The sequence below is a fragment of the Brevundimonas sp. AVps23W genome, from assembly GCF_058681395.1.
In genome coordinates, this window is sequence record NZ_CM178738.1 from 908,643 (window position 1) to 930,805 (window position 22,163).

A 22,163-nucleotide genomic window follows, 5' to 3' on the forward strand; every position below is an offset into this window, starting at 1 on the left:
AATCTGAAGAACGTTCCGATGCAGCATAAGCTTGCGATTGCTTTCGCGCTTTTGCTGACTGTGGCGGCTGCAATGATCGGCGCCGTGTTCTTCCAACTTTCCGAAATGAAGAGCGCCGCAGGCTTGAATGCGGAAAGCAAGGCGATCATCGAACATACCCATGTTGCGGAAAAGGGCTTTATTCGCCTGAACTCGCAGATGCGCGGCGTCCTGTTGACCGGGAACGAAGATTATCTGGACGTCTATCGCAAGGGTTGGGAGCAGTTCGAAGAGTCTGTCGCCGCTCTGCAAGCTTCCAACCTCACTGCCGACGAAAAGGCGCTGGTCGATAAGGCTCAGCAGGATGCGGCGGCTTGGCGGGCCGAGTTCGGAACGCCGCTGACCGAAGCGGCGCTTGATCCCGCGCGCATCGAAGCCGCGCGTCGCGTCGTGATCGACTCGGGCGACAAGGTTCGAGTGACGCACATCACCAAGTCCATCACTCAGGTCCGCGACATCGAAGTCGAGAGGATGACACTGCGAGACGCCGAACAGGCGTCGGCGATTACCGCCTCCTTCATCGCCCTCGCCGCCGGCGGCCTGATCTTGGTCGCCGCTGCCGTCTTCCTGGGCGTTCAACTGTCGATCCTGATGGTCGCGCCCGTCCGCCGCATGACCGGCGCTATGTCGATCATGGCGCAGGGCAAGCTGGACGTCGCCATCCCCGATACGGACCGCAAGGACGAGGTCGGGGCCATGGCCCAGGCCATGCAGGTCTTCCGCGACAACGGGCTTCGGGCCAAGGCGCTGGAGCAGGAGGCGGAATCGATGCGCGACGAGTCGGAAGCCGAACGTCGCCGTCGTGAAGCCGCCGCGAAACAGGAGGCGGCCGAGAACGCCGTTGTCATCGAAAGCCTGGGCAAGGGCCTGTCCGCACTGGCCGAGGGCGATCTGATCTATCGCATCGAGGCGCCATTCCCTGAGCGTAGCGAGGTTCTGAAGACCGACTTCAATCGCTCCATCGCCCGTCTCGAAGAGACTGTTACCGGCGTTCTCGGCTCCGTCCACGGCATCGACTCCGGCGCGGGCGAGATAAGCCAGGCGTCGGACGATCTTTCGCGACGCACCGAACAACAGGCCGCCAGTCTGGAACAGACAGCCGCCGCTCTCGACGAAATTACCGCCACGGTTCGCAAGACCGCCGAGGGCGCGACCCAGGCCGCCGCCGTCACCAGCGGGGCCCGTCAGAGCGCCGAAGCCTCGGGCGCGGTCGTCATGAACGCCGTCGAAGCCATGCAGAAGATCGAGGGCGGGTCGCATCAGATCAGTCAGATCGTAGGGGTGATTGACGAGATCGCCTTCCAGACCAACCTCCTGGCCCTTAACGCCGGGGTCGAGGCGGCGCGGGCCGGCGAGTCTGGTCGCGGCTTTGCGGTCGTGGCCTCCGAAGTTCGGGCCCTGGCCCAGCGCTCGGCCGAGGCCGCCAAGGAGATCAAGACCCTGATCACCAGTTCCGGAGCCGAGGTCGAAAACGGCGTCCGACTCGTCAGCGAAGCCGGTTCAGCCCTGCAGGCCATCGCTTCTCAGGTCAACGACATCAGCACGCTGGTGGTCGAGATTGCGGCTTCCGCCAAAGAGCAGGCCACCGGGCTGCACGAGATCAACATCGCCGTGAACCAGATGGATCAGGTGACGCAACAGAACGCCGCCATGGTCGAGCAGGCGACGGCGGCCAGCAACTCGCTGCGTCAGGAAACGGCGGAACTGTCGGCCCAGGTGTCCTTCTTCCAGGTGTCCGGTGGAAAGCCGGGCCGAAAGGCTTCGTCTGTCCAAGACGCTCCGGCAAGCCCGCCTTCCCGTCCGGCGCCGCGGGTCGAGCAGCGCGTGGTCAAGGTCGCGAACGGTCGCGATCTGACGGTTGGATCAAGTTCGGACGGCTGGGAAGAGTTCTGACAGGTTGTTCAAGGGGCGGGACGTCTGTTCCGCCCTTTGTTTTTGGATTTCTGCGGCTCGATCCAAACACTGTTTAACGTCGGTCACGGCGGTTTCCGTCGCAAGAGTTTTGCCGGTGTTGAAGACGTGCAACGCTTTCTGAAACTTCATGAATTTAGCCGCTTTCCGGCCATGATTGTCCCGTCCCAAGGGGGCTGATTTCTTTCTCTGGAACACGGTTCTCATGACCCCGACCGCGCTCATGCTGCTCGCACTCGCCCCCACCGCCGGGACTGAAATCCACTCGCCGCAGCAGGAGGAAACGGCCACGGTCCTGCCGGATATCGAGGTGACCGCGACCAAGCGGGGCGTGGCCCTGGGGGGGCAGGAGCCGATCGTCTCCTATGACTCCACCCAGATCCAGGCCTTCGGCGCCACCAACATCGGGGAACTGGTGACCCTGCTTGAGGCCCAGACCCGCAGCGCGCGCGGCGGATCGCCGGTCTTCCTCGTCAACGGCCGTCGCATTTCCGGCTTCCGGGAAATCCGCGGGATCCCGCCGGAAGCGATCGATCGGTTCGATATTCTGCCGGAAGAAACGGCGCTGTCCTATGGCTACAGCGCCAACCAGCGTGTCGTTAACATCGTCCTCAAGGCCCAATTCCGATCCTTGACCGCGTCCGTCAATGTCAGCCGCTCCGATCAGGGCGGCCGGACGACGACGGCGAGCGAGAACAACATCCTCAACATCGCCGGCGCGGACCGGTGGTCTCTGGACGTCAATGGCGAGAGCAGCAACGCCCTCTACGAAACCGAACGCAATATTGATCGCTCCGCATCGAACGAAGCCGACTCGACGGGCGACAACGGCGAGCGGAACGCCTACCGCACCCTCCTGCCGCGCGCGGCGGAGGCGTCGGTTGCGGGAACCTACAAGCACGACCTGAACGACAAGGTCGGCATGACCTTGAGCGGCAGTCTGGAGGATAGCAGCAGCCGCAGTTATCTGGGCCTGCCCAGCGTCAGTCTGAGCCTGCCGGCCGGCAATCCCTGGTCGCCCGACGGTGCGGCTGTCGATCTGTATCGCTACATCGGCCTGCCCGATGCCCTACAACGCCAGACCAATACCCGCACCGCAGAACTGGGCACGGTGTTCGACGGCTATCTGGGCGATTGGCGTTGGACGGCGACGGGCGAGTACAGCCGCATCGAAACGGACACGACGACAGGGCGCGGTATCGACGAGGACGCTCTTCAGGCCTTGGTCGACGCGGGCGACACGACTGTGAACCCCTACGGCGACCTGAGCGGAGCGGCCACGACGGCCGCCCGCGACACCGCCAACTCGGTGTCTCAATCGCTCGAGGGCGAGGTCGTTCTGAACGGCACGGCCTGGGAACTGCCGGCGGGCGGCGTCACTACCACCTTCAAGGTGGGTGGCGAGCATCAGTCGCTGGATTCCGAAAGCTTACTGTCTGGCGTCACGACGGATCGGTCGCAGTCCCGCGACCTGGGCAGCCTGCAGGCCAATTTCGATCTGCCGATTTCCAGCGTGGATCGTGGCGTCCTGCCGAAGATCGGCGACCTGTCCGCCAATATGAACCTGGCCTACCAGGAACTGTCGGACTTCGGCGGCGTGTCCACGCTCGGCGGCGGTCTGAACTGGTCGCCGGTCGCGCGACTGTCGCTCTCGGCCAACTATTCGGACGAGGACAAGGCGCCGACGATCCAGCAACTGAACGATCCGACCATCTCGACGCCGAACACCGCCGTCTTCGACTATTCGACCAGCCAGACCGTCCAGGTCACTCAGATCACCGGCGGCGATCCGAACCTGAAGGCCGAGAACCGCCGGATCCTGAAACTGGGCGTCAACTGGCAACCGTTGTCGGCCACCGATCTGCGCCTGAACCTGGCCTATACCCGCACCGAGGCCGAGGATGAGATTTCCAGCTTCCCCGCCATCACCCCCGACCTGGAAGCCGCCCTGCCTGAGCGGTTCACCCGCGCTGCCGACGGCACACTGACGTCCATCGACGCCCGTCCGCTGAACTTCGCCAGCCGCGAGCAGCAGGACGTGCAGTGGGGCTTCAACTTCTCCAAACCCTTCGGCAAGCCCAATCCGGCCATGATGGGTCAACGACCCGGCGGGCTCGGCGGCCCTGGCGCGGGTGGTCCGCCCCCAGGCGGCGCCGTGCGTATGGGCGGCGGCCCAGGCGGTGGTCCCGGTGGTCCGGGCGGTCCCGGCGGCGGACGTCTACGCGGATCCACCGCCCCCGGCATGCAACCCGGCCAAGGGATGTTCAACTTCTCGTTGACCCACACCTGGCGCGTCCAGGACGAGGTGGTGATCCGCGACGGCCTGGCGCCGCTGGACCTGCTGGACGGGGATTCCATCTCCGGCTCGGGCGGCCAGTCTCGTCACGAGGTCCAGGTCCAGACCGGAATGTTCAAGAACGGCTTCGGCGCCTTCGTCAACGCCAACTGGAAGTCCGGCACGACGGTTGACGGCGACAGTGCGGGGTCGGCCGATCTGGACTTCTCTGATCGCACGACGATCAATCTGTTCGCCTTCGCTGATCTGACCCAGCGCACCGCCTGGGTGGAGCGTTTCCCCTTCCTGAAGGGCGCGCGTGTCGGCTTGGGCGTTCAGAACATCTTCGACGACCGGATTGACGTCACCAGCAGCGACGGGACGACGCCGGTCAATTATCAGCGCGACTACCTGGACCCGCAGGGCCGGGTGTTCCGGATCAATCTGCGCAAGATCCTGTACTGATTTGAGGGACAGGGCAGGGCGGCTTCCGTTCTGCCCTGTCGGCCTTCCGAACAGTCAGGGCCAGACGACGGCCACAGCGATCAAGACGGCGACGGCGGCCAAGCCTATGGGAAAGAACAGACGGTCGGACATGGCGACAGCCTAGCGGCCGCCCTTGACCGCCACAAGCCAGGCACGCTTTGGCTTGGCTGTGCGCTGCAACACAGCAGAGCGCGCAAGCCTTGACCGGCTCATGACGGCGGCTTACCCGAACAGACTGTTTTGCCGAGGACTGATCGAATGCCGCGCCTGATCCTGCTCCGCCATGGCCAGAGCCAGTGGAACCTTGAAAACCGTTTCACCGGCTGGGTCGATGTCGATCTGACGGCCGAGGGCGAGGCCCAGGCGCGTCGCGGCGGTGAACTGATCGCCGAGGCTGGGTTTACGCCTGCTGTCATGTTCACCTCGGTCCTGACGCGCGCCAAGCGCACCGGCGCCCTGGCCCTGCAGTCGGCAGGCCTGGCGGATGTCCCTGTCGTCGAGGACTGGCGCCTGAACGAGCGTCACTATGGCGGGCTGACGGGCCTCAACAAGGCCGAGACGGCCCAGAAGCACGGCGAAGACCAGGTCAAGGTCTGGCGCCGCAGCTATGACGTGCCGCCCCCGCCGCTGGCGCCGGGCGGCGAGTTCGATTTCAACGCCGATCCCCGCTATGCGGGCAAAGCCATTCCCGACACCGAAAGCCTGAAGACCACGCTAGAGCGGGTCGAGCCCTATTGGGACGCCGAGATCGCACCGCGCCTCAAGGCCGGTGAGGACGTTCTGATCGCCGCCCACGGCAATTCGCTGCGCGCCATCGTCAAACTGTTGTTCGCCGTGCCCGACGACAAGATCGTCGGCGTGGAGATCCCGACCGGCAATCCGCTGGAGATCGACCTCGACGCCGACCTGAAGCCGACCGCCGCCCGCTATCTCGACGCCGCCCGCGCCGAAGAGCTGCCGGGCGTCGCATGAGCTGGACCGACGCCGATCGCGCCTTCATGGCTCAGGCCATAGAGCTGGCGACCGGCCGCATGGGCGAAACCTGGCCCAATCCCGCTGTCGGCTGCGTCATCGTCAAGGACGGGCGGATCATCGCCCAGGCCGCCACGGCGCCGGGCGGCCGGCCCCATGCCGAGGAACAGGCTGTTCCCGCCGCCGGCCCCGAGATTGAGGGCGCGACCGTCTATGTCACGCTTGAGCCGTGCGGCGCACGCTCGTCCGGCCGCCAATCCTGCGCCCATTTCCTGACCGAGGCCCAGGTCGGGCGCGTGGTCGTGGCCTGCCTCGATCCGTCGCCCTTCGCCGCTGGTCGCGGCACGGAACGCCTTCGCGCCAAGGGTTTGACGGTTGAGACCGGCCTGATGTGCGAAGAGGGCGCGACCCTGTGCGAGGGGTTCCTGCATCGGCTGGAGACCGGACGCCCGATGGTGCGGATCAGCAAGGACGGCGCCGGTTTCGACGGGCGCTTCGCCGCCTCGCCCAAGGCGGATCTGGTGACCGAGCTGAAGCGGCTGGGCGAGGCCGGCTATACGCGTCTGTGGACCTCGCCCGGCGAGCTGGCGGATGCGCTTCGCGATCAGGGTCTGCTGACCGAGTGACAACCGCCTGTTGCTCAAGGCTTTCTTAAGTCGAGCGGCATTAATCTGGTCCAATGGCCCAGGCAGCTGAACCCATTGTGCGCAAACGCCTGACCCAGGCGGAAGTGGACATCATCTGCGCTCGCCACGACCGATTGTTCCAGGCTCGCCCCGGCGGCGCCCGCGCGGTCTTCGCCTGGATGGATATCTCCGGCCTGAAACTGACCGGCCGCAACCTGGCGGACGCCGATTTCGCCGCCGCCTGCCTGGAAGGCTGCGACCTGACCGGCGCCAAGCTGGACAACGCTAACTTCTTCGGCGCGGACATGCAGGATGCGATCCTGGCCGAGTCCAGCCTGCGTCGCGCCGACCTTCGCGGCGCCTGCCTGCGGGGCGCCGACTTGTCCGGGGCGGACCTCTTTGAAGCCGACCTGCGCGAGGGCACCATCGCCGCCGCCGATGCGCAACTGGGTTTCAAGGTCATCGAGCCGCGCCATCGCCAGGAGACTGAGGCCACCGGCGCCTGCTTGGCCGGCGCCAATCTTCAACGTTCCAAGATGTCGGGCGTCATCGCCATCAAGGCCGATTTTTCGGGCGCGGTGATGAAGGATTGCAAGATGATCCGCGCCAATCTCAAACAGGCTGACTTCCGGGGCGCCGACCTGGCCGGCGCCGACCTGTCGGGCGCCAACCTGTCCGGCGCGGACATGCGCGACGCCATTCTGGTCGGCTGCAAAATGACCATGTGGTGCGCTGATGGCGCCAATATGGAGGGCGCGCTGACGGACAAGAGCACTGTCGGCGAGTCTGTCAGTCAAATGCCGGCGGCCGAGATGCTGCGCGTCCATGCCCGGTGGTGCGAGACGGGCGGGGCTGAGGGGCAGCCGTCGGTCTTTGACGGCGTCGATCTGCGTCCGCTGAAGTCGATTACGGGCCTGAACCTTACCGCCCTGTCGGCCAAGGGAGCGGTCTTCTATGGTTTGGATATGGAAGGGGTGCAGCTGCAGGGCGCGCACCTCGAAAACGCCGACCTGCGCTCGGCCAAGCTTTACCGGGCCGACCTGCGGGGCGCGCGGTTGAAGAACGCCAAGCTGAACGGGGCGGACATGCGCGGGGCCCAGCTGGGCCCCTTGCTGATCGGTGCTGATCGGCTGCTTTCCGCCGACCTGAGCGGGGCGGTGCTGCGCGGCGCCGATCTGTCGGGCGCCGACCTGCGCCGCGCCGTCATGACGGGCGCCGATCTGGGGCGCGCGACCCTACACGGCGCCCAGACCCGACAACTGGATCTGACGGGCGCCAATCTGACGGGCGTTTGCGGCCTGGTCATAGACGACCAGGCCGCCTGAGCCTTAGGCCAGCGCCTTCAACTGATCGACCAGATCGGTCTTTTCCCAGCTGAAGCCGCCCTCGGCGTCCGGCTCGCGGCCGAAATGCCCATAGGCGGTGGTGCGGGCGTAGATCGGCTTGTTCAGTCCCAGATGCTTGCGGATGGCGCGCGGGGTGGCGCCGCCGATCAGGTCCAGGATCTTCTCCTCCAGCACCGCTTCCGAGATCTTGCCGGTGCCGTGCAGATCGACGTGGATCGACTGGGGCTTGGCCACGCCGATGGCGTAGGAAATCTGGATGGTGCAGCGGTCGGCCAGGCCGGCCGCGACCACGTTCTTGGCCAGGTAACGGCAAGCGTAGGCGGCCGAACGGTCCACCTTGGTCGGATCCTTGCCCGAGAAGGCGCCGCCGCCATGGGGCGCCGCGCCGCCGTAGGTGTCGACAATGATCTTGCGCCCGGTCAGGCCGGCGTCGCCGTCCGGTCCGCCGATCTCGAAGACGCCGGTCGGATTGATGTGCCAGACGGTCTTCTCGTCGGTGAAGCCCTCGGGCAGGACTTCCAGGATATAGGGTTTGACGATCTCGGCGACCTGCTCGGAGCTGAGGCCCTTGGCGTGCTGGGTCGACAGGACGATGGAGGCGGCGCGCTTGGGCTTGCCGTTCTCGTATTCAATCGTGACCTGGCTCTTGGCGTCAGGTTCCAGTTGCGAACCGCCGGCGTGGCGCACCTCGGCCAGACGCTTCAGGATGTTGTGGCTGTACTGCAGGGTCGCCGGCATCAGCTCCGGCGTCTCGTTTGAGGCGTAGCCGAACATGATGCCCTGATCGCCTGCGCCCTCATCCTTTTCATTGGTCGAGTCGACGCCGACGGCGATGTCGGCCGACTGGGCGTGCAGGTAGCAGGCGTATTCCGCCGTCTCCCAGTGGAAGCCGTCCTGCTCATAGCCGATGTCCTTGACCGCCGCGCGAACCAAGGGCTCCAGGCTGTCGATGATGGCCTGGGTGAAGGCTTCGTTCTGTTCCTTGGTATTGCCAGGCTGGGTGGCGCGCACCTCGCCGGCTAGGACGATCCGCTGGGTGGTGACCATGGTCTCGCACGCCACGCGGGCCTCGGGGTCCTTCGACAGGAAGGCGTCCACGACGGTGTCCGAGATGCGATCGGCGACCTTGTCCGGGTGACCCTCGGACACGCTTTCCGAGGTGAAGAGGAAGGAGGAACGAGCGGCCAATAGAGGCTCCTGTTTGTGTCAGCCCGATAAGGTATCGGACAAACATATAAAGACATGTTTATATGTTCAAGTGATCTTCCGTCTTTGGTCGCCAGCCGCACGTCGCATCTAGTTGTCATTGCAAATTCCGCTATGAGAAACTTGGGGAGCGCGTGAATGTCTGACAGCCTGTCGCCAAGAGAGATTGAGTGCGTTCGCCTGACCGGGCTGGGCCTTGAGGACAAGGAGATCGCTGCGCGTCTGGGCATATCTCCCCGGACTGTCGGCAACCACCTGCATCGCGCCTACGGCAAGCTGGGCGTTTCGGATCGCCGGTTGGCGGCGCGACGGCTGAGTAATGATTACTCAGGGGAGCCGATACTCATTTCCGATCTTGGTGAAGACGGGTCTGGTGATCCGGCGTCGGCTGAACAGCCTGACGACGACGGTCCGGAAGTTCGGACTGCCTGGATCTTGCCGGCTCCGCCTCGGAGTGTCGGTGGGAAACTGGTGGTCATCGTCGCGGGGGCCGCCGTCGCCCTGTTGCTCGCCATCGGGATCGTGACGGCAGGCATGGTGGTTCCCTCCCTGTTTGACCGGATCGCTCCCGAATGGGCCCGCTGACGCGGGGACCATTTTGGAGGGATGAGACAATGAGAAGCATGCAAGTCGGCCTCAGGGTCGCACGTCAGGTCAGAACCGCGGAACAGGCGGTCGATCAGGCCATGATCGAGGTCTGCAAGCTGATCCAGACGTCGTTGGAGGGGCGCGTCGAAGCGCGTCTTGCGGCCGAGGTCGGCCAATCCGCGCTAGAAGACATAGTGGCGGGTCTGAACCGGCTCGCTACCGTTCGAGCGGCCGTGGCCGCCGGTCATGCGGGCTTGGCCGCCATAGCCGAAGAACACCAGATCGGCTGGCGGATGGAGGGGATGGGTGAGAGCAAGACCAAGTCCGTCGCCTCGACTGACGTGCTGCAGCTCGCCGCCTGATCGGCGTCGACGGCATGCCATCACCGCTCTGGATCTTCGGCGTCGGCCTCACTGTTCTTTCCCTGGGATTGCTGGTCTGGAAGGGAAGACGTCCAGAACGTGAGGCGGCCGTCGGTCTTTATCTCGCGCAGCTCCTGTCTACTTGGGTGGACCATCTCGTCATCGGACAGTTTCGCTGGGCGGTGGCGCTGATATCGGTCGGCCTTCTGGCTTGGCTCGTCCAGCTCAGCCTTCGCTACCATCGTTGGTGGCTGCTGTTCGCTGCTGGCGCCCAGCTGCTTGCGCTTGGCACCCATGTGTCCTCCCTGATTGGGCCGGACGCTCTGACCTGGTCGATCGTCACCACGCGCATGGTGGCTTGGGTCGAAATCATGGTCCTCGGACTCTTCGGCGTATGGGAAGCGAACGCCGCTCCCTACGCCAGTCAAAAACCAGAGCGCGCCACTGCGCGACGTCTTGAACGACAAAGGTATTAACTGTGAACGCTCAATCTCTTGCGAATTTTCTGCCGCTGTTCCGGTCGTGGTGGGAAACAGCGCATCTGGCGGACAAGCTCGGCGGTTCCAGTCTTGCCTCTAGCGGAGACAACCTGCTGGCGGAACTCGACCTCGGCCCCATGGTTGAGGCCGAGGCGCGGTTGTTGAGCCACGCCCCGTCAAGCGCCACTGAGGCCGCCTGCCTGTTGGAAATTGTCCGTCAGAATATCGCCGACGCGGGGCGTTCAGACAGCCTGGATACTCAAGCGCTGGAAGCGGTTCAGTCCTGGCTGGCGGATATTACGGTCGGAAGAGGAGCGGGCCCGGCAATCGAACGACTGCTGCAACCCCGCCCCTGATCTCAGCTGCGCAGACCCTTGGCCACGACCAGCAGGGCGTCCCGCTTTTCCGCGTCACGGATGCTGCGGAAGGCCGCTAGCAGCTCCGCCACGCCGGGGGAGGCCAGGACCAGCTCGTCGCCTTCGGCCGTGTCCAACTCGCCCAGGAGAGCGGCGCCGGTCGACTTCAGGACGGCGGCGATCTGGAGCAGGCGAGCGGCCGAGACGCGGTTCACGCCGCGCTCGTACTTCTGGATTTGCTGGAAGGTCACGCCGGCGCCGGCGGCCAGCTGAGCCTGGGTTATACGGAGTTCTTCGCGACGGCTGCGGATACGCGCGCCGATGGCGATGTCGATGGGGTCTACGGTGTCGCTCATCTTGGCCTTCGGAGAGGACGATAATGCCGCCGTCAGGCCCCAAATCGTCGAGGGCGTCAAGTCGTAGCTGTGCTTTAGCGGAATGCTACGTACCCAGAATGTCATTCTTATCAACCATGAAGCGATAATCAAGGTTAATGTGTCGGGCGCAAAACAAAAAAATCGGGCTCAGAGCTTTCGTGTTTCAAAGCTGAGGCTCGAGATCCCGGCTCAGGATCGAACCGAATCTTCGGTGGAAAAGACTGAAAGATGGTGCCGCTTGCGTGACTCGAACACGCGACCCCCTCATTACGAATGAGGTGCTCTACCGGCTGAGCTAAAGCGGCCCGGTTGCGAAGGCGAAGCAGCCCGCGCGAGAGGGGCTCTTTATACGGGCGTATCGCGCTTGCCAAGCGCCGCTTTCAAGGTCGCCAACAATGTCGCCTCGTCGGGTCGTTCAGACACGACCGTGGTCAGGCCGAGGGCGATCAGAGGAGCCGCGGCTGCGGTCGAGATACAGGCGTAAATGACGTCGGCGGGCTGAGCCATGCAGGACGCCAGCGCCTCTCCGGCGCGCGGGGAATGGATCAGCACCGCGTCGCAGACGGGCGGTATAAGCTGTGTGCGGGTCGTGCGATACACGCTCAGGGTCGCGACGGTGATGTTGCGGGCGTCTGCGGCTTCCAGGGCGGCGGACAGGTCGCCGGCGGGTGTCTCGGCCAAGGGCGCCAGCAGGACCGCGTCGTTCAATTCATCGGCGATCAATCGCGCTAGGGCGGTCAGGTTGCCATCAGCGGATCGGACGGCGACGAAACCAGCCTGACGCGCGGCCTGGGCTGTGGTCTCGCCGACCGCGAAGACGGGACGGTCGCGGCGCGGTGTCAGGGCGGCGAAGGCAGCGACGCCATTGGCGCTGGTAAAGGCCAGGGCGGCGAACCGGTCCAGGTCTGGTCGGGCTGGCGTCAGATTCTCCACCACCAGCAGCGGATGGACCAGCGGCTCGAACTCCATGTCGCGCAGTCGGGCGGCGGTGCGCGAGGCTCCCGGCTCGGCGCGGGTGACCCAGACGCGCGGTCTCGCCAGGTTGTCGGGCGGGGAGGGCGTCATCCGTCCAGGCTCGCGGGATCGACCTCCTGATCGCCGGCGAAGGCATGGACCTCGCCGCCCAGCCTCTGGCCCAGGGCGCGGGCGTCGGCCTCGGTCGGTTGGAACAGCTCGCCCGCGCGGCGCCAGCGGGCCGAGCCGTCGGGGCTGAGCATTTCGGTGGTCAGGCGCAGGGTGTCGCCTTCGATCAGGGCATAGGCGCCCACGGCGGTGCGGCACGACCCTTCCAGCGCGGTCATGGCCCCGCGCTCGGCGGCGACGGCGACGGCGGTCTCGGGGTGGTTCAGGGCGGCGACCCAGGGGGCGTCAATGTCCTCGGCGCGAGTCTGGATGGCCAGGGCGCCCTGACCTGGCGCCGGCAGGAAGGCGTCCAGCGACAGCTTCTCGCGGATGTGCTCGGTCACGCCCAGCCGGGCCATGCCCGAGACGGCCAGCAGAATGGCGTCGAAATCCCCCTCGGCCGCGCGTCGCAGCCGGGTGTCGATATTGCCCCTCAGCATCTCGACCTTCAGGTCGGGCCGCAGGGCTAGGGCCTGGGCCTGGCGGCGCAGGCTGGCCGTGCCCAGGCGGGCGCCGAAGGGCAGGGCGTCGAAACTCTCGAAGTCGCGACTGATAAAGGCGTCGCGGGCGTCCTCGCGTTCCGGGATGGCGGCGATGCACAGGCCGTCGGGTTGTTCGGCGGGGACGTCCTTCATCGAATGGATGGCGATGTCGATCCGGCCGGCCAGCAGGGCCTCCTCGATCTCTTTGGTGAACAGGGCCTTGCCGCCCAGCTCCATCAGGCGGCGGTCCTGGATCCGGTCGCCGGTGGTGACGATCTCGACCAGGGGTACGGCGGCCTCGATCTCGGCCTCGGCCACGCCCAGCGCCCGGCCGATGGCCAGTTGCATCATGCCCGATTGGGCCAGGGCCAGTTTGGACCGCCGGGTGCCGATGCGGAGAGGAAGGTTCATGATCGTTGCTTACCGGACGCCGGATCGCTACCTCGACCCGATGGAGAGTTCCGCCGACTATAGCAGCGGCGCCGCAGCGGCAACTGGACGGGATGTCCCCCCCCTTCCTGGTGAAACCCTGACGGTGCTGGGTCTAGAGACCAGCTGCGACGAAACCGCCGCCTCGGTGGTGCGACTGCACCCGTCCGAACGGGGCGGCAGGGCCGAGGTCCTGTCCTCGGTCGTCCATAGCCAGATCGACGACCATGCGGCCTATGGCGGCGTCGTGCCCGAAATCGCCGCTCGCAGCCATGTCGAGATGATCGCGGAGGTCACGCGGCGCGCCATGGCCGAATCCGGCCTGGGCTATGAGGGCCTCGACGGGATCGCTGCGACCGCCGGACCGGGTCTGGTCGGGGGCGTCATGGTGGGCCTCAGTTTCGGCAAGGCCGCGGCCCTGGCGCGCGGCCTGCCCCTGGTGGCGGTCAATCATCTGGAGGGGCACGCGGTCTCGGCCCGATTGGGCGAGGAGGTCGCCTATCCCTTCCTGCTGCTGCTGGTTTCCGGCGGCCACTGCCAACTGCTCGAGGTGCGCGGCGTCGGCGACATGAGCCGGATCGGCGCCACCATCGACGACGCGGCCGGCGAGGCCTTCGACAAGATCGCCAAGGCCCTGGGCCTCGGCTATCCGGGCGGGCCGGCGCTGGAGCGACTGGCGCAGCAGGGCGACGGATCGAAGATCGATCTTCCGCGCGCCCTGCTGGGCCGCAAGGACTGCGACTTCTCCTTCTCGGGTTTGAAGACGGCTGCCTTCCGCATCGCCCAGACCTGCGTGACCGAGCAGGACAAGGCCGATCTGGCCGATGCGGTCCAGAGCGCCATCGCCCGGCAATTGTCGGATCGCTCCGAGCGTGCCCTGGCCGCCTATGCCGAGACCCATGATCACCGGCTGTTCGTGGTCGCGGGCGGGGTCGCGGCCAACAAGACCATCCGCGCCACCTTGCAGGCGACGGCGGCGAAACACGGCTTCGACTTCCTGGCGCCGCCCATGGCCTATTGCACCGACAATGCGGCCATGATCGCCCTGGCGGGGGCCGAACGGCTGGCTCTGGGCCTGACCAGCGACATCGACGTGGTCGCCAGGCCGCGATGGCCGCTGGACGAAGCGCGCGCCCTGGCCGATCCTTCGCACAAGCCGGGCCGCAAGGGCGCGAAAGCATGACCAACGAGACCGCCTCGGGAGGGCGCATGGAATTCCGCACCGTGGGGGTTATCGGCGCCGGCGCCTGGGGCACCGCCCTGGCCCAGGTCTGCGTCCGCGCCGGATTGGACACGACGCTGCAGGCGCGCGAGCCCCAGTTGGTCGAGACTCTGGCGGCGACGCGGGCCAATGACCTCTATCTGCCAGGCGTCCCCCTGGCCGAGGATCTGAAGTTCACCGCCGATCTGGCCGAACTGCGCGACTGCGACCTGATCCTGGCCGTGCCCCCGGCTCAGCATATGCGGGCGACCCTGATGGCCTTTGCGCCCCATCATCGCGCCGGCGTTCCGGTGGTCCTGTGCTCCAAAGGGGTCGAGCGCGGCACGATGAAACTGATGACCGAGGTGCTGGCTGAGACTCTGCCGGACGCCCCGGCGGCGGTCTTGTCCGGCCCCAGTTTCGCGGGCGAGGTGGCGCGCGGCCTGCCGACGGCGGTCACCCTGGCCTGCGCTGACCTCGTGCTGGGCCAAGCCTTGCTGAACACCCTGTCGGCGCCGGGCTTCCGGCCCTATCTGGCCACCGACCTGGTCGGGGCCGAGGCGGGCGGGGCGTTGAAGAATGTCCTGGCCATCGCCTGCGGCGTGTCCGAGGGGCGTCAACTGGGCCGCAGCGCTCACGCCGCCCTGATCACGCGCGGCTTTGCGGAAATGACCCGGCTCGCCGTCGCCATGGGCGGTCAGGCCGAGACGGTGGCCGGCCTGTGCGGCCTGGGCGATCTCGTCCTGACCTGCTCCAGTCCCCAGTCGCGCAACATGAGCCTGGGTCTTGCCCTGGGCCAAGGTCAGACGGTGGAGCAGGCCTTGGCCGGCAAACGCTCTGTGGCCGAAGGTTATGAGAGCGCGCCGGCCGTGCGCGCCTTGGCCGCGCGCCTGGGGGTGGAGACCCCCATCGCTGAAGGCATCGCCGCCCTTCTTGCCGGCGAAATCACGGTGGACGGCCTGATCGACGGCCTGCTGTCGCGCCCGCTGAAGGCCGAGCGGGTCTGACCTCCGTGTCCGACGAAGCGACCGAGCGCAAGCGGGTCTGGAAGACGCCGCCCGGCGTGGCTCTATGCGCCGAACCCGACATCGCCGATCCCGGCTCGCGCGGTTTCGTTCTCCAGATCGGCGACGCCTTCTTTCACGGCTTCGTCGTGCGCAAGGATGGAGAGGTCGCCGGCTGGGTCGATCGCTGCCCGCACGCCGGCTTTCCCATCGCAATGGAACTGGACCGCTATCTGACGCCTGACGGCTCGCTGATCCTGTGCGGCTGGCACGGCGCGGTGTTCGAGCCGCTGACGGGCGAGTGCAGGGGCGGTCCGTGCGCAGGCGGGCGGTTGACGCCCTGGCCGGTGACGGCGGCGGGCGGGATCATTCGCACGGCCTGAAGGGATTACTCGCTTCTATCGACTCGGACCGACCAACTTCCGTGCGGGGGCACGTGGGGTCATGTTAGTTGTCGGAATGGACACGATTGATGGGTTAATTATTCATTTGAGATGCGGGAAAGTAGAGGTGGCGCGATCTTATATTTCTAATCTGAAATATTAAGGCAAAATACCGTGATTGTCATTTATACTTCACATTATTTTCGAGAATTGTTCTGCTGAACCGATTACCGGGCGAGCGACGGGAGAGCCGACACGGCCGCCCGGACGCATCAATCGGGGATCGATTACATGACAAGCCGCAAACAGCTGATCTGGGCGACGACCGCCCTGGCCGGCGTCCTTTCTCTCGCCGGAACCGCCTATGCTCAGTCGACCGGTACGGAAGCCGCCGAACTGAAGGAAATCGTCGTCACCGGTCAGCGCGGTCCGCGCACCATCGACGGCGTGATCACCGCCGAGCAGGTCGGCAAGAGCCGCTCGACCATCAATCAGGAGCTGATTTCGACCCAAGCCTCGGGCCAGTCGATCAACGAAGTCCTGAACCTGGTTCCGGGCATGAACTTCACCAACAACGACCCCTATGGCTCGTCGGGCGGCAACATCCGTCTGCACGGCTTTGACGGCCCCCGTATCGCACAGACCTTCGACGGCATGCCGCTGAACGACTCGGGCAACTATTCCCTCTATACCAACCAGCAGCTCGACAGCGATCTGATCGATGAGGCGACGGTCAACACCGGCACGACCGACGCCGACAGCCCGACCGCCTCGGCGACGGGCGGCACGATCAATATCTCGTCCATCGACCCGACTGAAGACTTCGGCGGCTGGGTCCAGGGCTCGCTCGGCGACTTCAACTATAAGCGCTTCGCCATGCTGCTGAACACCGGCGCCGTCGGCCCCTGGGGCACGCGCGCCTGGTTCGCCTATTCCGACCAGTCCTATGACAAGTTCAAGGGCCTCGGCGACCTGAACAAGACCCAATACAACGCCAAGATCTACCAGCCGATCCGCGACAACGGCGACTTCGTTTCGCTGGCCTTCCACTGGAACCGCAACCGGAACAACGCCTACAATGGCCCGTATCTGATCCAGTCGGCCACGGATTCGCGTTCTGACGTCGAGGTCAGCCCCTACGGCTGGGACGTGGACTTCACCAACACCTACACGGCGCCGACCTTCCGCAACGGCACGGCGGACAGCGACAGCAACACGACCAACTACTACGGCCTGCGCATCAATCCGTCCGACACCGGCAATATCCGTGGGCAGTCGCGCTTCACCCTGGCCAAGGGTCTGATCTTCACGTTTGACCCCTCGTTCCAGTACACCCTGGCCAACGGCGGTTCCCAGCAAACGACTCTGTCTGAGACTAACTCAGTGCTGCGCGGTTCCAAGACCTCGGGCGGCGTGGACCTGAACGGCGATGGCGATACGCTGGACACCGTCCGCGTCATGTCGCCGTCGAACACCCACACCCAGCGCTACGGCATCAACACCTCGCTGCTGTGGTCGCCCAGCGAGAACCATTCGTTCCGCCTCGCCTATACCTATGATCGGGCGCGTCACCGTCAGACGGGCCAGTACGGCTATATCGACTATTCGGACCCGACCGCTCCGGTCTTCGCCGACATCTGGGGCGGTCTGAAGGAAGAGGACAACCGGGTCGTCAACCTGGACGGCTACGCCCTGCGTTCGCGTGACCGCCTGTCCTATGCCGAACTGAACCAGTTCGCCGTGGAATACCGCGGCAAGTTCATCGACGACCACCTGCGCCTGAGCCTGGGTGTCCGCGCGCCCTTCTTCAAGCGTGAGATGAACCAGAACTGCTACTCGGCCAAGGGCACCAGCTCGGTGCTCTGCACCACCCAGACCGCGACGGTCTCGCCGAACTCAACCACCAACTACACCTACTACCGGTTCGGAACCTCGACGACCGACTACATCGCGCCCTACAGCCGCGAGAAGTCGTTCGACGACATCCTGCCGAACCTGAACGCCACCTGGCGCTTCGACTCGGCCCACAGCGTCTACGGCTCCTACGCCGAAAGCCTGACCCTGCCGCGGACGGATAACCTGTACACCGTGACGTACAATGCCGACGGCGACCTGGTCAGCCCGATCGTCGATCCGGAGAAGAGCAAGACCTTCGACCTCGGCTATCGTTACCAGAGCGGAACCCTGATCGCCTCGGCCAGCGTCTGGTACAGCCAGTTCGAAAACCGCATCCTCTCGACTTATGACGAAGAGACCGGCATCTACGCCGACCGCAACGTCGGCGACGTGGACCTGAAGGGCTTCGACGCCCAACTGGGCTTCTCGCCGATCGAACCGTTGTCGATCTATCTGTCGGCCTCTTATAACGACAGCGAGATCAAGGATGACGTGGTCTATAACACGACCACAACCTACAACACGGCTGGCAAGACCCTGGTCGAGGTGCCGGATTGGACCTTTGGTCTGCGCGCCCAGTACGAGACCGGTCCGCTGCAAACCGGCGTCCAGGTTAAATATGTCGGCGAGCGCTGGGTCACCGACGTCAACGACCTGAAGGTTGACGCCTATACGACCGTCAACGCCGACGCCCGCTTCGACCTGGGCTATTTCGGTATGGCCGGAACCTATGCGCAGCTGAACGTGATCAACCTGTTCGACGAGGACTATTATGGCTCGCTCGGAACGATTGTGACGGTCACGCCGACCGAGCCGGGTTATAGCGCCTCCAGCCGTCCGTACGCGTCGCAAGGCGCGCCGCGGACGATCCAGGCCTCGATCCGCTACGCCTTCTAATCATCGGTCAGGCGCGCCGTCCTAAGACGGTGCGCCTACGGACGTGCAACGCCCCGGAGCTCAGGCTCCGGGGCGTTTTCGTTTGCGCGTGAGGAGGTTTGGGGAGGCGCGCCGCCTCAGGCGGCGAAGGCGGTTTTCATCGGCGTCACCGTGGAATTGGGCCTTCGGGTCGGCAGGTCGAAACTGACCACGGTGCCGACGCCGGGTTCGCTCTGGATCGACAACTGACCCCCGTGCAGCTCGATCAGCGACTTGGTCAGGGCCAGGCCCAGGCCGGTGCCCTGGGTCGTCTTCGAATGCTGGCCCTCGACCTGCTCGAACGGGCGCGCCAGCCGGGTCAGATCCTCCGCCGCAATGCCGATGCCGGTGTCGGTGCAGGCGATGCGGACGCGATCCTCGCCGACAGTACCCTTGAACGGCGTCAGCGACAGGGTGACGGCGCCCCCGTCGGGCGTGAACTTCACCGCGTTCGAGATCAGGTTCAGCAAGATCTGTTTCACCCCCCGCTGGTCGGCCTCGATATCGGGCAGATCGCCGGCCTCGACCGTCAGGGTCAGGCCTGCGTCCTGCGCCTTTCCGCGCATCAGGCGAACCGCGTCGTCGCATACCTCGCGCAGCGATACGGCCTCGTAGTGCAGGGTCATCTTGCCCGCTTCGATCTTGGCCATATCCAGGATGTCGTTGATCAGGCTGAGCAGGTGCTGGCCGGACTTCAGGATGTCGCCGGCATAGCCCTTGTACTTCTCGCCTATGGGCCCGAACAACTCGGCGGCCATGATCTCCGAGAAGCCGTTGATGGCGTTCAGCGGGGTGCGCAGCTCGTGGCTCATATTGGCCAGGAACTCGGACTTGGCCTGGTTGGCGGCCTCGGCGCGGGTCATGGCGACTTCGTACTTGCGCGCCAGCTGCGACAGCATCTGCTGGCTGGATTCGAGCTGGGCCACGGTGCGGCTCAGATCCTCGACGGCGCGGCGACGCTCGGCCTCTTCACGCTTGATGGCGGTGATGTCGGCGGCGGTGACGACCGACCCGCCCTCGGAGGTGAAGCGTTCCGACAGCTGCAGCCAGCGCCCGTCGTGCAACTCGACCTCGCGCAGGCCCGCGCGGCCGTGCGCCGGGGCGTGTTCGGCCTTGATAGCCAGTGCGGCGATCCTGTTCAGTTCGTCCTTGGCCGCGCCGCGCCGCACCACGTCCCGTTGGAAGCCGAAGGCGTCCTCGAAGGCCTGGTTCCAAAGGATCAAGCGGCCGTGCCGGTCGAACAGCACGAAGGCGTCGGAAATGCTCTCGACCCCGTCCCGCAGGCGGCTCTCGGCCGACTGGGCGGCGGCCTTGGCCCGGCGCGCCTCGGTGATGTCCAGGGCGACCCCCAGAATGACCGAAAATCCGGCCTCGCCGCGCGCGCCGCGCGCTTGGCCCCGGGCGTCGATCCAGCGGGTGCGTCCGCCTTCGCCGGGCACGGGGAAGGTCACCTCGAAGGCGCCATAGGCCGAGGCCTGGTGCAGGGCGTGGCGTACCTCTTCGCGGAAGCGCGGATGGATACGGCTCATAACCCCGTCGCTCGACACCACGCCGCCGCGCTCGAAGCCCAGCAGGGTCGCCATATAGTCGGACAGGGTGACTTCTTCGGACTCAAGGTCCCATTCCCAGACGCCGCAGCGTGCGGCCTCCACGGCGACGCGGAAACGCCTTTCTGTCGAAGCCCATTCGCGGCTCGCGCGGGCCCGTCCCACGCCTTGCCAAAGGAACAGAACCATGACGCCCAGGCCCAGGACGATGGGGGCGCCCAGAAGCCAGGAGTCGTCAATCAGGGCGGCCAGTCCGTGGACGGGGGGCTCGCCTGCGGCCACCACATAAGGACCGCCGGGTGCGACAGGGACCGCCACGATCGTCTGCTCGCCCCGGTCCGTCGTGACCTGGCGCGGCTGCTTGAAGGACGCCAAGTCGCCGACCGCAAGACCGAGCACGGCCTGGGCGGATCGGCCCTGCTCTTCGAGCTTCGCAGAGGCGAGGACGACCCCGGCGCCGGACACGATCCGCATTCCTGGGGTCTCGCCCAGGGGCGGCGCGATCCGCGCCTCCAGCCGTCGTTCCCACAGGTCTGCGCCCGGAACGGCGAGACGGCCTTCGCCCTGGCTCGCCAGAACGGCGCCGTCAGGGCCGACGACGGTGAAACCGATGTCCGGCGCCGCCCGGCGTGCGGCCTCCACAACGGCGATAGGTTCGGCGTCTTCGCCCAGGGCGGCCTCGCCTGCGTTCAGGCCCTCGCGAGCGGTACGCATCAGGCCGGCGGTCTCGCTGGCCGCCAACTGCGCGTTTAGGGTCAGATTTTCCTCGCTCAGGCGTAGCGCATCACGAACGGGGCGACCGGCCTCGCGCGACAGCAATAGGCCGTAGGCGGTTGCGCCCAGGGCGAGAGCAAGAACTCCGATGCGAATCCAGGCCGGGGCGCCGGGGGTGTGGTCGGTGGCGCGGCGACCCCGTCCTTCCTGCCTCCGCTCCATGCCCCGCAAGGCGCTCTCCCGACCAAATCAGCTTCGGGGGGAATCTAGGCTGTGTCGCGGATTCCTGTCGAGGCTTGGTTAACGCTTTCTGGGCCTCAGGCCGCCGCCGCCGGGGATGAAATCCGCGCGGGCGCCCCTTCCAGGATCTCGGTCACAGGCCGCAGCGTCTCACGGGCCTGTCGCGCCAGGGCCAGAACGGCCGGCGGGGCGTCGTCCGGCGCCTCGGCCACCAGATCCATCAGGCTCTCGGCCAGTTGCATCAGACGCGGGGCGGCGGCGATCAACCGGGCCTGGAATTCGATCTTTGACGGATCCCGGTCGTACTCGGCGCCCGGCACCCGCCAGCCGCCCCAGTCGGCCGTGTCGGTGACGACCACGGGATAGGTGCCTGGCTGGGGATGATGCAGGCAATCTTCCTCGGCCTGCCACTTGTTGCGTGCCCGCAGCAGGCGCCAGTCGCCGATTTCAGCGCCGGCGGCGTCTTCTGCAGCCATCATCAGTTCTGTCGCGGCGAATTCGCGGCCCAGGCCGACGTCATAGGTGACCCGCACCGGCTCGTCGAAACCCTTGGCCCAGACGGGCTGGACCTTTTCGATGGTGGCCCAGGCGCCGACGCATTCGACCCAGACCTTTTGACCTTTCTGGAACTGCGCGCGCGCCATTCCACCCTCCAACGATTTCCAAGAGGATGAACCAAGGACGTTAGCGCCCGGTGTGAGGGTTGGGTTAACGCGAAATACTCTCCAGCGTCTCGCCGGCGTACTTCTCCTTGACCCGGGTGGACAGGTCGCCCAGCGAGATCACCCCGACGATCCGGCCATGCTTGTCCACCACGGGCGCGCGTCGGATTTGGCGCGATCCCATCAGGTCGAGAACCGACTTCAGGTCATCGGTGTCCAGGACAGTCTGCGGATCGCGGGTGATATATTCGACCACGGGGGCGGTCGGAGCCGCTCCGGCCGCCACGGCCCGCACGACGATGTCGCGATCGGTGATGGCGCCGATCAACTGGTCGCCCTCCACTACGGGCACGAAGCCGAAATCGCCCTTCGCCATCCGCGCCGCAACCTCCTGGATCGTGTCGCCTGGCCGGGCGAGGTGGACATCCCGGGTCATCACGTCGCGGATCTTCATGGCATTTCCTTGTGAAGGCTTGTCAGTAAAACCCGTCTCAAGCAGCGGGGTTCCGCTGTGTCGCGCCTTTGTGCGGCGGGCGCCGGCCGCC

The 22,163-nt window shown here is 65.8% G+C and carries 20 protein-coding genes and 1 tRNA gene; 13 read left to right on the forward strand and 8 right to left on the reverse strand.

Annotation, left to right across the window (positions count from 1 at the left end; translation table 11 throughout):
* Positions 1 to 18 precede the first annotated feature (18 nt).
* From ACW177_RS04430 to ACW177_RS04450, 5 genes are all read left to right on the forward strand, one after another.
* Positions 19 to 1,932 carry a methyl-accepting chemotaxis protein gene (locus ACW177_RS04430; protein ID WP_492027432.1) on the forward strand — a complete coding sequence of 638 codons (1,914 nt, stop codon included), beginning with the start codon at positions 19 to 21 and terminating at the stop codon, positions 1,930 to 1,932.
* A gap of 223 nt (positions 1,933 to 2,155) precedes the next feature.
* Positions 2,156 to 4,690, forward strand: coding sequence for a TonB-dependent receptor (locus ACW177_RS04435; protein ID WP_492027433.1), 2,535 nt, complete (start codon positions 2,156 to 2,158; stop codon positions 4,688 to 4,690).
* A 279-nt stretch (positions 4,691 to 4,969) separates the two neighbouring features.
* Positions 4,970 to 5,683 carry a 2,3-diphosphoglycerate-dependent phosphoglycerate mutase gene (gene gpmA / locus ACW177_RS04440; protein WP_492027434.1) on the forward strand — a complete coding sequence of 238 codons (714 nt, stop codon included), beginning with the start codon at positions 4,970 to 4,972 and terminating at the stop codon, positions 5,681 to 5,683.
* The gene (locus tag ACW177_RS04445; RefSeq protein WP_492027435.1) at positions 5,680 to 6,309 is read left to right on the forward strand and encodes a bifunctional diaminohydroxyphosphoribosylaminopyrimidine deaminase/5-amino-6-(5-phosphoribosylamino)uracil reductase RibD; all 630 of its coding nucleotides are present in this window, start codon (positions 5,680 to 5,682) and stop codon (positions 6,307 to 6,309) included. Before gpmA ends, ACW177_RS04445 begins: the two co-directional genes overlap by 4 nt.
* A gap of 53 nt (positions 6,310 to 6,362) precedes the next feature.
* Positions 6,363 to 7,634: a pentapeptide repeat-containing protein gene (locus ACW177_RS04450; protein WP_492027436.1), complete on the forward strand. Its 1,272-nt coding sequence runs from the start codon at positions 6,363 to 6,365 to the stop codon at positions 7,632 to 7,634.
* A gap of 3 nt (positions 7,635 to 7,637) precedes the next feature.
* On the opposite strand, the gene metK is transcribed toward ACW177_RS04450, so the two are convergent.
* The gene (metK, locus tag ACW177_RS04455) at positions 7,638 to 8,843 is read right to left on the reverse strand and encodes a methionine adenosyltransferase (RefSeq protein ID WP_492027437.1); all 1,206 of its coding nucleotides are present in this window, start codon (positions 8,841 to 8,843) and stop codon (positions 7,638 to 7,640) included.
* 156 nt (positions 8,844 to 8,999) lie between these two features.
* On the opposite strand from metK, the gene ACW177_RS04460 reads away from it, so the two are divergent.
* From ACW177_RS04460 to ACW177_RS04475, 4 genes are read left to right on the forward strand one after another with little or no spacing between them, the layout of a single operon-like run.
* Positions 9,000 to 9,446, forward strand: coding sequence for a helix-turn-helix domain-containing protein (locus ACW177_RS04460; protein WP_492027438.1), 447 nt, complete (start codon positions 9,000 to 9,002; stop codon positions 9,444 to 9,446).
* A 29-nt stretch (positions 9,447 to 9,475) separates the two neighbouring features.
* Positions 9,476 to 9,811, forward strand: coding sequence for a hypothetical protein (locus tag ACW177_RS04465; RefSeq protein WP_492027439.1), 336 nt, complete (start codon positions 9,476 to 9,478; stop codon positions 9,809 to 9,811).
* Positions 9,812 to 9,825: 14 nt separating this feature from the next.
* On the forward strand, positions 9,826 to 10,287 hold the full coding sequence (locus ACW177_RS04470) for a hypothetical protein (protein ID WP_492027440.1): 462 nt from the start codon (positions 9,826 to 9,828) through the stop codon (positions 10,285 to 10,287).
* 2 nt (positions 10,288 to 10,289) lie between these two features.
* Positions 10,290 to 10,646 (forward strand): hypothetical protein, encoded by a 357-nt coding sequence (locus tag ACW177_RS04475; protein WP_492027441.1) that lies wholly within the window; start codon positions 10,290 to 10,292, stop codon positions 10,644 to 10,646.
* Positions 10,647 to 10,648: 2 nt separating this feature from the next.
* On the opposite strand, the gene ACW177_RS04480 is transcribed toward ACW177_RS04475, so the two are convergent.
* The 4 genes from ACW177_RS04480 to hemC form a co-directional block, all read right to left on the reverse strand.
* Positions 10,649 to 11,002 carry a helix-turn-helix domain-containing protein gene (locus ACW177_RS04480; RefSeq protein WP_492027442.1) on the reverse strand — a complete coding sequence of 118 codons (354 nt, stop codon included), beginning with the start codon at positions 11,000 to 11,002 and terminating at the stop codon, positions 10,649 to 10,651.
* 250 nt (positions 11,003 to 11,252) lie between these two features.
* Positions 11,253 to 11,328, reverse strand: a tRNA-Thr gene (locus ACW177_RS04485).
* Positions 11,329 to 11,368: 40 nt separating this feature from the next.
* Positions 11,369 to 12,088, reverse strand: a complete 720-nt coding sequence (locus ACW177_RS04490; RefSeq protein ID WP_492027443.1) for a uroporphyrinogen-III synthase — start codon at positions 12,086 to 12,088, stop codon at positions 11,369 to 11,371.
* Positions 12,085 to 13,038 carry a hydroxymethylbilane synthase gene (gene hemC / locus ACW177_RS04495; protein WP_492027444.1) on the reverse strand — a complete coding sequence of 318 codons (954 nt, stop codon included), beginning with the start codon at positions 13,036 to 13,038 and terminating at the stop codon, positions 12,085 to 12,087. The genes ACW177_RS04490 and hemC overlap by 4 nt, the downstream gene beginning before the upstream one ends.
* Here hemC and tsaD point away from each other — a divergent pair.
* The 4 genes from tsaD to ACW177_RS04515 all read left to right on the forward strand — a co-directional run bounded on the left by tsaD (position 13,037) and on the right by ACW177_RS04515 (position 18,437).
* Complete coding sequence (tsaD, locus tag ACW177_RS04500) at positions 13,037 to 14,239, forward strand: tRNA (adenosine(37)-N6)-threonylcarbamoyltransferase complex transferase subunit TsaD (RefSeq protein WP_492027445.1); 1,203 nt, start codon at positions 13,037 to 13,039, stop codon at positions 14,237 to 14,239. The two genes, hemC and tsaD, sit on opposite strands and share 2 nt — an antisense overlap.
* 26 nt (positions 14,240 to 14,265) lie before the next feature.
* Positions 14,266 to 15,264: an NAD(P)H-dependent glycerol-3-phosphate dehydrogenase gene (locus ACW177_RS04505; protein ID WP_492028073.1), complete on the forward strand. Its 999-nt coding sequence runs from the start codon at positions 14,266 to 14,268 to the stop codon at positions 15,262 to 15,264.
* Positions 15,265 to 15,269: 5 nt separating this feature from the next.
* Positions 15,270 to 15,644, forward strand: a complete 375-nt coding sequence (locus tag ACW177_RS04510) for a Rieske (2Fe-2S) protein (RefSeq protein ID WP_492027446.1) — start codon at positions 15,270 to 15,272, stop codon at positions 15,642 to 15,644.
* 291 nt (positions 15,645 to 15,935) lie between these two features.
* On the forward strand, positions 15,936 to 18,437 hold the full coding sequence (locus ACW177_RS04515) for a TonB-dependent receptor (RefSeq protein WP_492027447.1): 2,502 nt from the start codon (positions 15,936 to 15,938) through the stop codon (positions 18,435 to 18,437).
* A gap of 116 nt (positions 18,438 to 18,553) precedes the next feature.
* On the opposite strand, the gene ACW177_RS04520 is transcribed toward ACW177_RS04515, so the two are convergent.
* From ACW177_RS04520 to ACW177_RS04530, 3 genes are all read right to left on the reverse strand, one after another.
* Positions 18,554 to 20,938, reverse strand: coding sequence for a PAS domain-containing sensor histidine kinase (locus ACW177_RS04520; protein WP_492028074.1), 2,385 nt, complete (start codon positions 20,936 to 20,938; stop codon positions 18,554 to 18,556).
* A gap of 95 nt (positions 20,939 to 21,033) precedes the next feature.
* Positions 21,034 to 21,600, reverse strand: coding sequence for a hypothetical protein (locus ACW177_RS04525; protein WP_492027448.1), 567 nt, complete (start codon positions 21,598 to 21,600; stop codon positions 21,034 to 21,036).
* 64 nt (positions 21,601 to 21,664) lie between these two features.
* A complete protein-coding gene (locus ACW177_RS04530) occupies positions 21,665 to 22,072 on the reverse strand; it encodes a CBS domain-containing protein (protein ID WP_492027449.1) in 408 nt (135 codons plus the stop codon).
* Positions 22,073 to 22,163 lie beyond the last annotated feature (91 nt).

Bases quoted from the DNA above. Each gene is read 5' to 3' on its own strand.
- ACW177_RS04430 (WP_492027432.1), top strand. From the start codon at position 19: ATGCAGCATAAGCTTGCGATTGCTTTCGCGCTTTTGCTGACTGTGGCG.
- ACW177_RS04435 (WP_492027433.1), top strand. From the start codon at position 2,156: ATGACCCCGACCGCGCTCATGCTGCTCGCACTCGCCCCCACCGCCGGG.
- gpmA (WP_492027434.1), top strand. From the start codon at position 4,970: ATGCCGCGCCTGATCCTGCTCCGCCATGGCCAGAGCCAGTGGAACCTT.
- ACW177_RS04445 (WP_492027435.1), top strand. From the start codon at position 5,680: ATGAGCTGGACCGACGCCGATCGCGCCTTCATGGCTCAGGCCATAGAG.
- ACW177_RS04450 (WP_492027436.1), top strand. From the start codon at position 6,363: ATGGCCCAGGCAGCTGAACCCATTGTGCGCAAACGCCTGACCCAGGCG.
- ACW177_RS04460 (WP_492027438.1), top strand. From the start codon at position 9,000: ATGTCTGACAGCCTGTCGCCAAGAGAGATTGAGTGCGTTCGCCTGACC.
- ACW177_RS04465 (WP_492027439.1), top strand. From the start codon at position 9,476: ATGAGAAGCATGCAAGTCGGCCTCAGGGTCGCACGTCAGGTCAGAACC.
- ACW177_RS04470 (WP_492027440.1), top strand. From the start codon at position 9,826: ATGCCATCACCGCTCTGGATCTTCGGCGTCGGCCTCACTGTTCTTTCC.
- ACW177_RS04480 (WP_492027442.1), bottom strand. From the start codon at position 11,002: ATGAGCGACACCGTAGACCCCATCGACATCGCCATCGGCGCGCGTATC.
- ACW177_RS04490 (WP_492027443.1), bottom strand. From the start codon at position 12,088: ATGACGCCCTCCCCGCCCGACAACCTGGCGAGACCGCGCGTCTGGGTC.
- tsaD (WP_492027445.1), top strand. From the start codon at position 13,037: ATGATCGTTGCTTACCGGACGCCGGATCGCTACCTCGACCCGATGGAG.
- hemC (WP_492027444.1), bottom strand. From the start codon at position 13,038: ATGAACCTTCCTCTCCGCATCGGCACCCGGCGGTCCAAACTGGCCCTG.
- ACW177_RS04505 (WP_492028073.1), top strand. From the start codon at position 14,266: ATGGAATTCCGCACCGTGGGGGTTATCGGCGCCGGCGCCTGGGGCACC.
- ACW177_RS04515 (WP_492027447.1), top strand. From the start codon at position 15,936: ATGACAAGCCGCAAACAGCTGATCTGGGCGACGACCGCCCTGGCCGGC.
- ACW177_RS04520 (WP_492028074.1), bottom strand. From the start codon at position 20,938: ATGGAGCGGAGGCAGGAAGGACGGGGTCGCCGCGCCACCGACCACACC.
- ACW177_RS04525 (WP_492027448.1), bottom strand. From the start codon at position 21,600: ATGGCGCGCGCGCAGTTCCAGAAAGGTCAAAAGGTCTGGGTCGAATGC.
- ACW177_RS04530 (WP_492027449.1), bottom strand. From the start codon at position 22,072: ATGAAGATCCGCGACGTGATGACCCGGGATGTCCACCTCGCCCGGCCA.